At 65.2% G+C, this 13,849-nt stretch carries 12 protein-coding genes and 1 pseudogene; 6 read left to right on the top strand and 7 right to left on the bottom strand.

Features of this window, described 5'->3' with window-relative positions; translation table 11 throughout:
* Positions 1-197: 197 nt before the first annotated feature.
* Genes ACYVGE_RS06130 through ACYVGE_RS06115 form a run of 4 tightly spaced genes read right to left on the bottom strand, consistent with a single transcriptional unit; the run spans position 198 to position 2,835 of the window.
* On the bottom strand, positions 198-1,241 hold the full coding sequence (locus ACYVGE_RS06130) for an ABC-2 transporter permease (RefSeq protein WP_460728045.1): 1,044 nt from the start codon (positions 1,239-1,241) through the stop codon (positions 198-200).
* The gene (locus ACYVGE_RS06125) at positions 1,238-2,122 is read right to left on the bottom strand and encodes an ABC transporter ATP-binding protein (RefSeq protein WP_460728043.1); all 885 of its coding nucleotides are present in this window, start codon (positions 2,120-2,122) and stop codon (positions 1,238-1,240) included. The genes ACYVGE_RS06130 and ACYVGE_RS06125 overlap by 4 nt, the downstream gene beginning before the upstream one ends.
* Positions 2,119-2,490 carry a GntR family transcriptional regulator gene (locus ACYVGE_RS06120; RefSeq protein ID WP_460728041.1) on the bottom strand — a complete coding sequence of 124 codons (372 nt, stop codon included), beginning with the start codon at positions 2,488-2,490 and terminating at the stop codon, positions 2,119-2,121. The genes ACYVGE_RS06125 and ACYVGE_RS06120 overlap by 4 nt, the downstream gene beginning before the upstream one ends.
* Before the next feature lie 3 nt (positions 2,491-2,493).
* Positions 2,494-2,835 carry a hypothetical protein gene (locus tag ACYVGE_RS06115; RefSeq protein ID WP_460728039.1) on the bottom strand — a complete coding sequence of 114 codons (342 nt, stop codon included), beginning with the start codon at positions 2,833-2,835 and terminating at the stop codon, positions 2,494-2,496.
* 551 nt (positions 2,836-3,386) lie between these two features.
* Between ACYVGE_RS06115 and ACYVGE_RS06110 the strand changes: the two genes are divergently transcribed.
* From ACYVGE_RS06110 to ACYVGE_RS06090, 5 genes are all read left to right on the top strand, one after another.
* The gene (locus ACYVGE_RS06110) at positions 3,387-4,325 is read left to right on the top strand and encodes an FKBP-type peptidyl-prolyl cis-trans isomerase N-terminal domain-containing protein (RefSeq protein WP_460728037.1); all 939 of its coding nucleotides are present in this window, start codon (positions 3,387-3,389) and stop codon (positions 4,323-4,325) included.
* 112 nt (positions 4,326-4,437) lie between these two features.
* Entirely contained in the window at positions 4,438-5,220 is a 783-nt protein-coding gene (locus ACYVGE_RS06105) for an FKBP-type peptidyl-prolyl cis-trans isomerase (RefSeq protein WP_460728035.1), read from the top strand.
* Positions 5,221-5,359: 139 nt separating this feature from the next.
* Positions 5,360-6,709 carry a UDP-glucose dehydrogenase family protein gene (locus ACYVGE_RS06100; protein WP_460728033.1) on the top strand — a complete coding sequence of 450 codons (1,350 nt, stop codon included), beginning with the start codon at positions 5,360-5,362 and terminating at the stop codon, positions 6,707-6,709.
* 16 nt (positions 6,710-6,725) lie between these two features.
* On the top strand, positions 6,726-6,959 hold the full coding sequence (locus ACYVGE_RS06095) for a SlyX family protein (protein WP_460728031.1): 234 nt from the start codon (positions 6,726-6,728) through the stop codon (positions 6,957-6,959).
* Between the two features lie 42 nt (positions 6,960-7,001).
* Positions 7,002-7,637: a DUF2058 domain-containing protein gene (locus tag ACYVGE_RS06090; protein WP_460728029.1), complete on the top strand. Its 636-nt coding sequence runs from the start codon at positions 7,002-7,004 to the stop codon at positions 7,635-7,637.
* 69 nt (positions 7,638-7,706) lie between these two features.
* Here the strand turns inward: ACYVGE_RS06090 and metH are convergent, their stop codons facing one another.
* The 3 genes and pseudogenes from metH to ACYVGE_RS06075 all read right to left on the bottom strand — a co-directional run.
* On the bottom strand, positions 7,707-10,397 hold the full coding sequence (metH, locus tag ACYVGE_RS06085) for a methionine synthase (protein WP_460728027.1): 2,691 nt from the start codon (positions 10,395-10,397) through the stop codon (positions 7,707-7,709).
* Positions 10,397-11,494 (bottom strand): homocysteine S-methyltransferase family protein, encoded by a 1,098-nt coding sequence (locus tag ACYVGE_RS06080; protein WP_460728025.1) that lies wholly within the window; start codon positions 11,492-11,494, stop codon positions 10,397-10,399. Before ACYVGE_RS06080 ends, metH begins: the two co-directional genes overlap by 1 nt.
* 49 nt (positions 11,495-11,543) lie before the next feature.
* Positions 11,544-12,467 (bottom strand): annotated as a pseudogene (locus ACYVGE_RS06075) (ArsR/SmtB family transcription factor); the annotation flags it as partial.
* A 112-nt stretch (positions 12,468-12,579) separates the two neighbouring features.
* On the opposite strand from ACYVGE_RS06075, the gene ACYVGE_RS06070 reads away from it, so the two are divergent.
* Positions 12,580-13,776, top strand: a complete 1,197-nt coding sequence (locus ACYVGE_RS06070; RefSeq protein ID WP_460728430.1) for an acyl-CoA dehydrogenase family protein — start codon at positions 12,580-12,582, stop codon at positions 13,774-13,776.
* Positions 13,777-13,849: the final 73 nt, after the last annotated feature.

Here is a 13,849-nt window from a genome sequence, read left to right as displayed (position 1 = left end):
GAGACATCACTGGCTTCGGAGAGTCCTGCCCGGCCATCCATGGCCGGGCGTTCGGCAGGCCGCGCGGCAGTGCCTTATGTATTTGCTGCCATCCATGGCGAGACATCACTGGCTTCGGAGAGTCCTGCCCGGCCATCCATGGCCGGGCGTTCGCGACCGCTGCCGATGCCGATAGGGCATCGGCAAAGCGCGGTCGCTCACCCCTCATCCCGCCAGCGGCGGAGGCGGATCGCGCCGAAGATCATTGCCAGGCCAGCGGCCGCGCCGATCCAGAGTTCCGGCATGGCCAGGCTGTGCAGTGCGGTCGCCGCCGAGATCTGGTGCAGCGAGCCGGCCACGTCGCCGACGCCCTTGCCGAAGTCGTCCTGGTAGAGCAGGTCCGTGCCCGGGAAGGTGCCCAGCAGCATGCGACCGACGATGTGCTTCCAGTACCAGGACGAGTCCAGGTTGAACAGCCTGGTGAGATCGAACCAGCTCACGAAGATGCCGGAGAACACCGGGATCATGATCGCCCAGAGGAAGGGCTTGCTGCGCGCCCAGGCCGAGCACAGCAGCAGCCAGCCGGCGGTAGGCAGCGCCCACAGGGCGTATACCGGGAGGCCGATCATGAACGCGCTCACCACGGAGAGCGGGCTGCCCGGGCTCCACAGCAGGGTGAACGGATTGCCGCCGTGCAGCAGCACGACCGCGCTCAGCACCAGCATGAAGCCGACCATCGTCACCAACGAAGCCGCGAGGGCCAGGATCGGCGCGACCAGCAGTGCACTCAGGACCTTGGAGACCACGGTGTCCCGATCGGAGATCGGCAGCGATTTCCAGAACAGCACGCTGCGGTCCTTGCGATCGTCGTACAACGCACCCAGGCAATAGAAGAACACCACGAAGCCGAGCACGATGAAGGGCCACGAAGAGGCGACGAACAGGCTCAGGTCGATGCCGTGGCCGAGCTTGGTCATGTCTTCCGGACCCAGCCGTCCGGTGAGGGCGCCCAGGTCGAGGCCGTTGATGACGACGCCGTCATCGAACTTCAGCTTGCCGTCCGCCACGGCGCGGCGCGCGGTGATCTCGCCGAAGATGATGCCGAGGATCGTGATCAGCAGCGAGATGCCACCGGCCACCAGCGGCGCCCAGAAAAAGCCGCCCTTGTGCTCCCAGAACTCGCGCTTCAGCAGCAGCTTGAGCTTGTGGGTGGAGTGGGGTGCAGCCGCGGAATGAGTGCGGGTTTCTGCAACGGCGTTCATGCGTAGGTCCCTTTCATGGTGGCGACGAACAGGTCGGCCAGGCCCGGGGTGCGGGTTTCACCCAGCGCGGACAGGCGGGCCTGTTCGATGCCGTCGAACAGCATCACGGTCTTGCCGAATGGCAGGGCGCGTTCGTCGATGGGCTTGAGGTTGCGCGCTTCGTCCGTCCGGTCGCCATTGACCAGGAGTTCGACGTAGCGGTCGCCGATGGCCTCCATCGGCGCATCGAGCACGATCTTGCCGTCGCGGATGAACATGACGTCGGTGAGGATGTGTTCGATCTCTTCGACCTGGTGGGTGGTGACGATGATGGTCTTCTCCTCGTCGAAGTAGTCTTCCAGCAGGCGCTGGTAGAACTGCTTGCGGTAGAGGATGTCGAGGCCGAGCGTCGGCTCGTCCAGCACCAGCAGCTTGGCGTCGATCGCCATCACCAGGGCCAGGTGCAGCTGCACGATCATGCCCTTGGAGAGTTCGCGCACCCGCAGTTCGGGCTTGAGCTGGGTGTGAGCGAGGAAGCGTTCGCACTTGGCGCGATCGAAGCGCGGATGCACCCCGGCGACGAATTCGATGGCTTCCTTCACCTTGATCCAGCGCGGCAGCACGGCCACGTCGGCGATGAAGCAGACATCCCTCATCAGGTCATCGCGCTGTGTGCGCGGATCGCGTCCAAGGACGGAAAGTTCGCCCTCGAACGGGATCAGGCCCAGCATCGCCTTCAGCGCGGTGGTCTTGCCGGCGCCGTTGGGACCGATCAGGCCGATGATGCGGCCGTTGGGGATATGGAAGTTGGTGCCGTCGAGCGCGAGCTTGTTCTTGTAGTGCTTGCGCAGGTTGCGGGCGTCGACGACCGTGCCAGTGGCAATGGTTGAGGGGGCGTTCATTGCACACCTTCCATGCCGCCGGTCGCGAGCAGTTCTTCGATCTTCAGGCCCAGGCGCTTGATGCGCTCGACCACCTGCGGCCATTCCTCGCGCAGGAAGCGATCACGTTCATTGAACAGCAACTTCCTTGCGGCTTCTTCTGTGACGTACATGCCCAGACCCCTGCGTTTTTCGACGAGAGCCTCGTCCGCCAGTTCCTGATAGGCGCGCGAGACGGTGATTGGATTGAGCTGATACTCGGCGGCCACCTGCCTCACGGAGGGCAGGGCGTCGCCGGGCTTGAGCAGGCCATCGAGCATCATCGCGATGACGCGCTCCTTCAGCTGGCGGTAGATGGGAGCGCTGTCGCTCCACTGGATTGCGGTCATGGTTCAGCCCCGCGGCGAGAAGGAGAAGTACGGCATGACGACGGTCTGCCGGCGGTGGCGCGAGCCCTGGAGGGGCATGCGCTGTTTGGCTTGGGCATCCATGCCGCTGTTCGATTCCAGCGCCAGCGCCGAAGCGGCGGCGATTTCAGCGGACAGGGCGACGGCCTTGGCCAGCGAGTCGATTTCACTCGCGCGCTGGCGGGTGGCCGAGGCCGGGGAAAGGTCCTGCGACACGACGTCCTGCACAGGCGTGTTACCGGCGGGCACGGCGACCATCAGGGCGATGGCCAGCGTGGCGCAGGAAGCTGCGAAGGCGGAGAGCGAGTTGCGGAGCTTGCTGTTCATGGCGAACGTCCTGCTCGTTGGTAGACCGGTGTTGTATGCAACTATAACACCTAAACACGTGACGTCAACAGGGACGTACCCCAACTGAAGTCACGGTACGGGCCATTGCCGAGCCACGCCGACCTTCTTGTGAAATATGCATACATATCAATAAGTTGTGCGTCATTGCTAAGTGCTCGGCTCCCAGAGCCGGTCAGGCGAAACCGCGCCGCCCGGAGGGAGGCGCGGCCGGTCCACCGCCAAATGCGCTGAACGTGGGGTGTTTGATCCGTGTTGGGGCTCGCCGAGTCGGAGCCCTCAAGGCAGCTGCATCTGGCGCGGCGGGAGTGCTGCCTTGATTACGTCCCTGGCTTGCGAAAGAACAAGCTTGGAGATCAGGAGAGCTGCGAATTCTTCCGACCGCTGAATTGCGGGGTGGGTTGACCCGGGCTTGAACGGGGCGCATGCCGCAGATCGGGGACTCCGTGCGCGCGCCGCATTGCCCCTGCTGCAATCGGCCGCGACAATAGTGGCTTCGCGCCGCGCTCGCGGCGTGTCCCTCAGGAGTCTTCATGAAGCCCTTCCTGCGCGGCGTTGCTGCGCTGTTGACCACTGCGGCGGTGCTGTTCGGTACCGCTGCCTCTGCCCAGGACAAGACCGTGCTGACCACCGACCGCGAAAAGGCCAGCTACATGGTCGGTACCGACATTGGTCATTCGATCGCACCCGTTGGCCCGGACCTCGACATGGCCGCGTTCGAGAAAGCCGTCCGCAACGCCTTCACCGGCGGCAAGCCGCTGTTGACCCCCGATGAAGCCAAGAGCACCGGCCAGGCTTTGATGGCGCGCATCAGCGCGCGCAACAGCCCGGCCGCGGGTGCCACGGTTCCTGAGATCGGCAAGGACAAGGTCGGCCTGCTGGTGGGCGCCGACGTTGGCCGCTCGCTGGCACCGATCCATGAGGAAATCGACTTTCCGGTGTTCCTGCAGGGCGTACGCGCCGCGATGGGCAACGGCACGCTGCTGTTGAGCGAAGCGGAGCTGGCTGCGGTCCGTGAGTCCTTCTCGCAGAAGGTGCAATCGCAGTTGCAGGCAAAGGCCGCGGTCGCGGCGGACAAGAACAAGGCGGCGGGCACCGATTTCCTCGCCAAGCACAAGACGGAGAAGGGCGTATTCACCACGCCGTCCGGCCTGCAGTACATGGTTCTGCGCCAGGGCGCCGGCCCGCGTCCGCGCGCCTCGGACCATGTCCGTGTGAACTACCAGGGCGCGCTGCTGGACGGCACCGTGTTCGACAGCTCCTACGAACGTGGCCAGCCGACCGAATTCGGACTCAACCAGGTAATCCAGGGTTGGACCGAGGGCCTGACCCTCATGCCGGTGGGCGCCAAGTACCGCTTCTGGATCCCTGGCGACCTCGCCTACGGCCCCCAGGGCATGCCCCAGGGTGGCATCGGCCCGAACTCCACGCTGGTGTTCGATGTCGAACTGCTGGCGATCACGCCCCAGTAAGCCTTCCAGGCGCGAATCGCCCGAGTTCTTACCCAACGTTCTTACGCGATGTTCAGCCGGACGCCCCCAGCGTGTCCGGCCTTGCCAAATGTGAAATCCCCAGGAGCTTCTGATGACCCGTTTTAACCGCCACGTTTCCGTGGCCCTTGCTGCGGCCGCACTCGCAGTCACCGTCACCGCCTGCAACCCTCCCGCCGACAAGGCCAAGTCCGACGCCAAGACCGAAGAGAGCGCGAAGGATTCCGGTCCGCAGATCGCCGGCCTGCCGACCGAGAAGGACAAGGTCAGCTACATGATCGGCATGCAGATGGGCAAGTCGCTGGAACAGGTCAAGGACGAGGTCGATGTCGAGGTCCTCACCAAGGCCATCAAGTCGTCGGTTGCGGGCGAGAAGATGCTGATGGACGAGAAGCAGGCGCAGCAGATCGCCGAAGCCTTCGGCCAGAAGATGCAGGCCAAGCAGATCGCCAAGATGATGGCGGACGCGAAGACCAACAAGGAAGCCGGCGCCAAGTTCCTCGCCGAGAACGCCAAGAAGCCGGGCGTGAAGACCACGCCGTCGGGCCTGCAGTACCAGGTCATCACCGAGGGCACGGGCCCGAAGCCGAAGGACAGCGACGTCGTTCGCGTGCACTACAAGGGCTCGCTCCTCGACGGCAAGACGTTCGACAGCTCCTACGACCGCGGTACGCCGGCCACCTTCCCGCTGGCCGGCGTGATCCCGGGCTGGCGCGAGGGCCTCGCGCTGATGCCGGTGGGCAGCAAGTACAAGCTGTGGATCCCGGCGTCGATCGGTTATGGCGAAGCGGGCACCCAGGGTGGCCCGATCGGCCCGAACGCCACGTTGGTGTTTGAAGTCGAACTGCTTGAAATCGTGAAGCCCGAAGGGAAGTAAGGGTTCCACAACGAGAGAGGCGGCTTCGCCGTGAAGCCGCCACCGCCAAGGTCGCGAGTGTCGCAGGACACTCGCGAAAGCGGATTCCAGCGATCGCTCCCGCTTCCGCTGTCATCCGCAAAGGAAAGGAAACGAATCCATGCGCGTCACAATCTTCGGCACCGGCTATGTCGGCCTCGTCACGGGAACCTGCCTGGCCGAAGTTGGCCATGACGTGGTCTGCGTCGACATCGACAAGGCGAAAGTCGAAGGCCTCAACAACGGCGTCATCCCGATCTACGAGCCGGGCCTCGAACCGATGGTCAAGGCCAACCATGCGTCCGGACGCCTCAACTTCACCACCGACGCCGCCACCGCCATCCAGCACGGCAACACGATCTTCATCGCGGTGGGCACGCCGCCCGACGAGGATGGCAGCGCCGACCTGAAGTACGTGCTGGCAGTCGCCAGGACGATCGGGCAGAACCTGAAGCAGCCCGCGGTGATCGTCGACAAATCCACGGTGCCCGTCGGCACGGCCGACAAGGTGCGTGCGGTGATCGCGGCCGAACTCGAAGCCCGCGGTGTCCAGATCGCGTTCGACGTCGCCTCCAATCCCGAATTCCTCAAGGAGGGCGATGCGGTCAAGGACTGCATGCGCCCGGATCGCATCGTGATCGGCGCCAGCGATCCTGCTTCGATCGAACAGCTCAAGCGCCTGTACGCGCCGTTCAACCGCAACCACGAACGCATCGTGGCGATGGACGTGCGCTCGGCCGAGCTGACCAAGTACGCCGCGAATGCGATGTTGGCGACCAAGATCAGCTTCATGAACGAGATGGCGAACATCGCCGAACGCGTAGGCGCCGACATCGAGCACGTGCGCCACGGCATCGGTTCGGATCCGCGCATCGGCTACAGCTTCATCTATCCCGGCGCCGGTTACGGCGGTTCCTGCTTCCCCAAGGATGTGCAGGCGCTGGAGCGCACCGCACGGCAGCATGGCTACAACGCCCAGATCCTGGAGGCCGTCGAGGCGGTCAACGGACGCCAGAAACATCGCCTGTTCGAGCTGATCAACGCCCATTACAACGGCAATATCGCCGGCAAGACCGTTGCCGTGTGGGGCCTTGCGTTCAAGCCCAACACCGACGACATGCGCGAAGCCTCCAGCCGCACGTTGCTCGCACGCCTGTGGGAAGCCGGGGCCAAGGTGCGCGCGTACGATCCGGAAGCGAGCCACGAGGCGGAGCGCATTTTCGGAAAGCGCGATGACCTGGTGCTGTGCGAATCGGCGCGCGATGCGATCGATGGCGCGGATGTACTGGCCGTCGTCACCGAGTGGAAGCAGTTCCGCAGCCCCGACTTCGGCCGCTTGCACGCGACACTGACCGACAAGGCGATCTTCGACGGCCGCAACCTGTACCAACCGCACGAAGTCGAGCAGGCGGGCCTGGCGTATTACGGCATTGGCCGCGGCCGTTCGATCAAGGGCAATGGCTCCGCCTGAGCCTGGGATGCGTGCGATGACGCCGGAACAACTCGAACACCGCCTGGCCGACCTGGAAACGCGCGTCGCTTTCCAGGAACAGGCCCTGATCGACCTCAGCGACGCGCTGGCCGCCGCGCGGGACGAGGAGGGCCGCACGGCGCTGTTGCTGCATCGCGCCCTGGAAGAGCTGAAGGCGATCCGCAGTACCCTATCGGCGACCCCGTTGACCGGCGATGCCTCGCAGGAACCGCCGCCTCCGCACTACTGATCCTCCCCGCAATCCCCCATTGGCAAAACAGCAGTACATGCAATGAGCGACAGTCTTCGCGACCAACTTCTCGGCCTCGGCTTCAAGCCGGCGCCCAAACCCGAACGTCCCGCGGGCAACAAGCCCGGCGCATCGCAGAGCAAGCCGCAACACGGCAAGCCGTCGCATGGCCGGCAGGGTGGCGCTCCGACCGGAAAGCCGCAGCAACGCCCTGCACACAAGCCGGGCGCGAAGCCGGGTCAGCGTTCACGCGAGGAGATCGACCTCGCCAAGGCCTATGCACTGCGCTCCCAACGCGAGAAGGACGAACGCATCGCCGCCGAAGCCGCGAAGCAGGAGGAAGCCCGCAAGCGCCGCGAAGCCCGCGCCAAGCTGACCGACCTGGTGAAGGACAAGGCGCTGAACAACGCGGATGCCGACATCGCCCGCCACTTTCCCTACGGCGGCAAGATCAAGCGCGTCTATGTCACCGCGGAACAGTTGAAAGCGCTCAACGCGGGCGAACTGGGCGTGCTGCAGCTCGACGGCCGCTACGTGCTGGTCTCGTCCGAGCTGATGGCGCAGGCAGCCGAGATCTTTCCCGCGGCCATCGCGCTCAGGGTCGATCCCGATGCGCCGGCCGAAGATGATCCCTACGCCGACCCGCAATTCCAGGTCCCCGACGACCTGGTCTGGTAACGCTGCCGCGCTGCCTCAGCCGTTGAGCGGTAGCGATGCATGTCGCGCCGCCGCGGGTGGGGAAAATGACTACTCGGGATCGTAGTCCAGGTTCGAGGCCAACCAACGCTCCGCCTGCGCCAGACTCACCCCTTTGCGCCGCGCATAGTCCTCGACCTGCTCCTTCGACACGCGGCCCACCACGAAATACTGGCTCTGCGGGTGGCTGAAGTAGTAGCCCGATACCGCGGCCGCTGGATACATGGCGAAGTTCTCGGTGAGCTTCACCCCGGCGTTACGCTCGGCATCGAGCAGGCGGAACAGGGTCGCTTTCTCACTGTGTTCCGGGCACGCGGGGTAGCCGGGAGCAGGGCGGATGCCGCGATACTTTTCGTCGATCAGCGAAGCGTTGTCGAGCGACTCGTCGCCGGCGTAGCCCCAGAACTCCTTGCGCACGCGTTCGTGCAGGCGCTCGGCGAACGCTTCGGCGAGACGGTCGGCCAGGGCCTTGAGCAGGATCGCGTTGTAGTCGTCATGGTCGGCTTCGAAGCGCGCTACGTGCTCCTCGATCCCGATGCCCGCCGTAACCGCGAATCCGCCGAGCCAGTCCTGCTTGCCGGAGTCCTTCGGCGCGATGAAGTCGGCGAGGCAGAAGTCGGGTCGATCGGCGGGCTTGTCCACCTGCTGGCGCAGGAAGCAGAGGGTCGTTGGCTTGCCATCCGCTTCGACGACCACGTCGTCGCCCAGCGAGTTCGCCGGCCACAGACCGAATACCGCCCGGGCGGTCAGCCACTTTTCCTCGACCAGCTTCTTCAGCATCGCGCGGGCGTCGCGAAACAGCTCGCTGGCCTGGGCGCCGACGATCTCGTCGGTAAGGATCGCGGGATACCTGCCCGCCAGTTCCCAGGTGTTGAAGAATGGCGTCCAGTCGATGAAGTCGACCAGTTCGGCCAGCGGATAGTCGTCGAGGACATGCAGGCCAGGCTGCTTCGGCATCGGCGGGGTGTACTCGCTCCAGTCGCCTGCAAACTTCTGGCCGCGGGCCTTCTCCAGCGACACCAGTCGCTTGCCGTCGCCACGGTTGCGATGACGCTGGCGGATCTCCGCGTAGTCCGCGTCGTTGGCAGCAACGAAGGGCGTGCGCAGATCGGCGCTGATAAGCGACTGCGCCACGCCTACGGCGCGCGACGCGTCCTTCACCCATACCGTCGGCTGCTTGTAATGCGGGTCGATCTTGAGCGCAGTGTGCGCGCGCGAGGTGGTCGCACCGCCGATCAACAGCGGCATCTCGAAGCCCTGCCGCTGCATCTCACGGGCGACATGGCTCATTTCTTCCAGTGACGGCGTGATCAGGCCGGACAGGCCGATCAGGTCGGCGTTTTCGGCCCTGGCGCGGTCGAGGATGGTCTGCGCCGGGACCATCACGCCCAGGTCGATCACTTCGAAATTGTTGCAGGCCAGTACCACGCCCACGATGTTCTTGCCGATGTCGTGCACGTCGCCCTTGACGGTCGCCATCACGATCTTGCCGTTGGACTTTCCGACATCGCCGGTGCGCAGCTTCTCGGCCTCGATGTAGGGCAGGAGGTAGGCCACGGCCTTCTTCATGACGCGCGCCGACTTCACTACCTGCGGCAGGAACATCTTGCCGGCGCCGAACAGGTCGCCGACGACGTTCATGCCGTCCATCAACGGGCCTTCGATCACGTCGAGGGGGCGCGTGGACTGCGCGCGGGCCTCTTCGGTATCGGTTTCGATGTACTGGTCGATGCCGTGGACCAGCGAATGCGAGAGGCGCGCGCGGACCGGTTTGTCGCGCCACGCCAGGTCCTCGGTCTTCTTCTCGCCCTTCTTGCCCTTGTAGCGGTCGGCGATTTCCAGCAGGCGCTCGGTGCCGTCGGCGCGGCGGTTGAGCACCACGTCCTCGACACGTTCGCGCAGCAGTGCGTCCAGGTCGTCGTACAGGGGCAGGGCACCGGCGTTGACGATGCCCATGTCCATGCCGGCCTTGATCGCGTGGTAGAGGAAGACCACGTGGATCGCCTGCCGCACCGGCTCGTTGCCGCGGAACGAGAACGAGACGTTGGAAACACCGCCGGAAATATGGCTGAAAGGATGCCGGCGCTTGAGTTCGCGGCAGGCCTCGATGAAGGCCACCGCATAGTCGTTGTGCTCCTCGATGCCGGTGGCGATCGCGAACACGTTGGGGTCGAAGATGATGTCTTCGGGCGGGAAGCCGATCTGCTCTGTCAGCAGCCGGTAGGCGCGCGAGCAGATCTCGATCTTGCGCTCGATGGTGTCGGCCTGGCCGGCTTCGTCGAAGGCCATGACCACCACCGCCGCGCCGTAGCGGCGCACCAGCCGCGCCTGGCGCAGGAATTCGGCTTCGCCTTCCTTCATCGAGATGGAGTTGACGATGCCCTTGCCCTGCAGGCACTTCAGGCCGGCCTCGATCACGCTGAACTTCGAGCTGTCCACCATCACCGGTACGCGGGCGATATCGGGCTCGGCCGCCATCAGGTTGAGGAAGGTGACCATCGCCTGCTCGGAGTCGAGCATGCCCTCGTCCATGTTGACGTCGATGACCTGCGCGCCGTTCTCGACCTGCTGGCGCGCCACGACGACGGCTTCGTCGTAGCGGCCCTCGAGGATCAGCTTCTTGAACTGGGCCGAGCCGGTGACGTTGGTGCGCTCACCGACGTTGACGAAGTTGCTCTGCGGGGTGATCTGCAGCGGTTCGAGACCGCTGAGACGGGTCTGGCGGGGCAGCACTTGCGACATCAGGCGGCGTCCACTAGCTGCGGAACCTCGCGTGGAACGACATCCGCAACCGCTTCGGCGATGGCGGCGATATGCGCCGGAGTCGTGCCACAGCAGCCGCCGACCAGGTTGAGCAGGCCGGCCTGGGCAAACTCGCGCAGCACCCCGGCCATGTCTTCCGGAGTTTCGTCATAACCGCCAAACGCGTTGGGCAGGCCGGCGTTCGGATGCGTGCTGACATACGTATCGGCCACCTGCGCCAGCACGTCGACGTGCGCACGGAGGTCCTTCGCGCCCAGGGCGCAGTTCAGCCCGATGGACAGCGGCTGCGCGTGTCGCAGCGAGTACCAGAACGCCTCGGCCGTCTGCCCGGACAGGGTGCGGCCGGAAGCGTCGGTGATCGTGCCGGAGATCATCACCGGCAGGCGTGCGCCGCGTGCCTCGAAGGCTTCCTCGACCGCGAACAGCGCGGCCTTGGCGTTGAGCGTGTCGAAGATGGTTTCGACCATGATCACGTCGCTGCCGCCGTCGATCAGCCCGTCGGTGGCTTCGCGGTAGGCCACGCGCAATTCGTCGAAGCTGATGGCACGGAAGCCGGGACGGTTCACGTCCGGACTCAGGGATGCGGTGCGGCTGGTCGGGCCGAGGACGCCGATGACGAAACGCGGCTTCGAGGGATCCTTTGCTTCGATCGCATCGCAGGCCGCGCGCGCGAGGCGCGCACCGGTCTCGTTGAGTTCGCGGGCGAGGTGTTCGAGGCCGTAGTCGGCGAGCGAGACGGTCGTGGAATTGAACGTGTTCGTCTCGATCAGGTCGGCGCCCGCTTCGAGGTACTGCTCGTGGATCTCCCGGATGACCTCGGGGCGCGTCAGGCTCAGCAGGTCGTTGTTGCCGCGCTGGTCGCGCGCGCAGCCGCAACCATCGCCATGGGCGTGGCCGGAGGGCGCGTGGTGGTCGTCGTAGCCGTGGACAAAGCGCGTGCCGCGATAGTCGGCTTCCTCCAGCTGGTGCTGCTGGATCATCGTGCCCATCGCGCCGTCGATCACCAGGATGCGGTCGCGCAGCTGCCGCTGCAGCGCCTCGACACGGGCGGGATGGAGCCAGGGTAGCGTGTTCATTTCAGTTCTTCTTCGTGCTCTTACGCGCTATCGGGGTGGGGTCGGCGGCCTTGCGGGCCATCAGCGCGATGACTTCGAAATGCGGAGGCCGGCGTTCACGAGTGATCGTTTCGCTACTGATGATGTCGAGACCGGCCTTGGCGACGAACTTCTGCAGTTCCTTCTCGCTGAAGCCGAGATTGACGTGGCCGAAGGCCTCGACCACCTGGCGGTGTTCGTGTTTCGCCAGGCTGGTGAGCAGCAGGCGGCCGCCCGGGCGCAGCACGCGCGCGGCTTCGGCCACGGCCTGAGCCGGATGCTCGGCGTAGGTCAGCGCGTGCATCAGCACCACCAGGTCGAACTGCGCCGCGGTGAACGGCAGGCCGTGCATGTCGCCTTCACGGACTTCGACGTTCTCCAGCTTGCGTAGGCGCTCGGATGCGGCGAGCACGACCTTGGTGCTCGAGTCGAGGCAGACGTAGCGGTTCGAATGCGGGGCCAGCAGTTCGGCCAACACGCCGTCGCCGGAGGCGATGTCGAGCACGTCGCCCGGCTGCAGCAGCGGTACGGCCGAGCGCGCCAGCGCTTCCCAGGTGCGGCCCGGCGAATAGTGGCGTTCCATGTCGCCAGCAACCGAGTCCGCCCAGTTCTGCTCGCTGGCGCGTGCGGCCAGCACGGCGGCGACGCGGTCCTTGTCCTGGCGCAGCAGCGGATCGTCGCTGCCCTCGCGCAGGGTCTGCCAGAGCGCAGCCTGGGCCGCATCGAGTGCGCCTTCGTCGAAGCGGTAGTAGGCGGACACCCCGGAGCGGCGGTCGCGCACCAGCCCGGCTTCCTTGAGCTTGGACAGATGGGTGGAAACGCGCGGCTGCGCCAGCCGTGTGATCGCCGACAACTCGGCCACGGTCATCTCTTCCCGCTCGAGCAGGGCGAGCAGGCGGACGCGCGTGGCGTCGGCGAAAACCTTGAGGCGTGTGGACCAGCCTTCGAGATCCATGCGGAATGCCTTTATCAACCTATCGCGATATAGAGATAAGTGTGGGCCGGCGCGTGCCGTGGGTCAAGCAATCGGGGTCAAAAGGTGGGGTTATTTCCCCGCGAGGGCTACAATTCGCGTCTTCGCCGAATCAGCAAAGGGTACCGACGTGGATTTCCGCTTCACCGAAGAACAGTTGATGATCCAGGACGTGGCGCGCCGCATCGCGCAGGAGAAGATCGCGCCCAGCGCCGAGCACCACGACCAGACCGGCGAGTTCCCGCTGGCGAACATCCGCACCCTCGGTGAAAACGGCCTGATGGGCATCGAAGTGCCCTCCGAATACGGCGGCGCGGGCATGGATCCGGTGTCCTACGTGCTGGCGATGATCGAGATCGCCGCGGGCGATGCCGCGCACTCGACCATCGTGTCGGTCAACAACTCGCTGTTCTGCAACGGCATCCTCAAGTTCGGCACCGAGGACCAGAAGCAGCTGTACGTGCGCGCGATCGCCGAAGGCCGCGAGATCGGCGCCTTCGCCCTGACCGAGCCGCAGTCCGGCTCGGATGCCACCGCGATGCGCTGCAAGGCCATCAAGCAGGCCGATGGCACCTACCTGATCAACGGCAAGAAGAGCTGGATCACTTCCGGTCCGGTCGCCAAGTACATCGTGCTGTTTGCGATGACCGAGCCGGACAAGGGCGCCCGCGGCATCACCGCATTCATGATCGACACCGCCAAGCCCGGCTTCCACCGTGGCAAGACCGAACCCAAGCTCGGCATCCGCGCCTCGGCCACCTGCGAGATCGAGTTCGCCGATTACGTCGCCCAGCCGGAAGACGTGCTGGGCGAGGAAGGCCACGGCTTCAAGATCGCCATGAGCGTGCTCGATGCCGGCCGTATCGGCATCGCCTCGCAGGCGATCGGCATCGCCCGCGCCGCCTACGAAAAGACCATCGAGTACGTGAAGGAGCGCAAGGCCTTCGGTGCGCCGATCGGCACCTTCCAGATGACGCAAGCCAAGATCGCCGACATGAAGTGCAAGCTCGACGCGGCCACGCTGCTGACGCTGCGCGCGGCCTGGCAGAAGGGCGAGTTCGAAAAGGGCGGTGCGCGTTTCAGCAACGAAGCCGCGATCGCCAAGCTGACCGCCTCGGAAGCGGCGATGTGGATCACCCACCAGGCGGTGCAGATCCACGGTGGCATGGGCTATTCGAAGGAAATGCCGCTGGAGCGCTACTTCCGCGACGCCAAGATCACCGAAATCTACGAAGGCACCAGCGAGATCCAGCGCCTGGTGATTGCGCGCAACGAAACCGGCTTGCGCTGAACAGGTTGACCCCGAGGGCCCGCACCAAAAGTGCGGGCCTGATTGCTTCGCCTCTCGTCTGACGTATTTGCAC

This window comes from Lysobacter rhizosphaerae, from assembly GCF_054779795.1.
This window is presented reverse-complemented; position numbering and strand designations above follow the sequence as displayed.

Excerpts from the sequence above, each read along its gene's own strand:
- ACYVGE_RS06130 (WP_460728045.1), bottom strand. The coding sequence starts at position 1,241 with ATGAACGCCGTTGCAGAAACCCGCACTCATTCCGCGGCTGCACCCCAC.
- ACYVGE_RS06125 (WP_460728043.1), bottom strand. The coding sequence starts at position 2,122 with ATGAACGCCCCCTCAACCATTGCCACTGGCACGGTCGTCGACGCCCGC.
- ACYVGE_RS06120 (WP_460728041.1), bottom strand. The coding sequence starts at position 2,490 with ATGACCGCAATCCAGTGGAGCGACAGCGCTCCCATCTACCGCCAGCTG.
- ACYVGE_RS06115 (WP_460728039.1), bottom strand. The coding sequence starts at position 2,835 with ATGAACAGCAAGCTCCGCAACTCGCTCTCCGCCTTCGCAGCTTCCTGC.
- ACYVGE_RS06110 (WP_460728037.1), top strand. The coding sequence starts at position 3,387 with ATGAAGCCCTTCCTGCGCGGCGTTGCTGCGCTGTTGACCACTGCGGCG.
- ACYVGE_RS06105 (WP_460728035.1), top strand. The coding sequence starts at position 4,438 with ATGACCCGTTTTAACCGCCACGTTTCCGTGGCCCTTGCTGCGGCCGCA.
- ACYVGE_RS06100 (WP_460728033.1), top strand. The coding sequence starts at position 5,360 with ATGCGCGTCACAATCTTCGGCACCGGCTATGTCGGCCTCGTCACGGGA.
- ACYVGE_RS06095 (WP_460728031.1), top strand. The coding sequence starts at position 6,726 with ATGACGCCGGAACAACTCGAACACCGCCTGGCCGACCTGGAAACGCGC.
- ACYVGE_RS06090 (WP_460728029.1), top strand. The coding sequence starts at position 7,002 with ATGAGCGACAGTCTTCGCGACCAACTTCTCGGCCTCGGCTTCAAGCCG.
- metH (WP_460728027.1), bottom strand. The coding sequence starts at position 10,397 with ATGTCGCAAGTGCTGCCCCGCCAGACCCGTCTCAGCGGTCTCGAACCG.
- ACYVGE_RS06080 (WP_460728025.1), bottom strand. The coding sequence starts at position 11,494 with ATGAACACGCTACCCTGGCTCCATCCCGCCCGTGTCGAGGCGCTGCAG.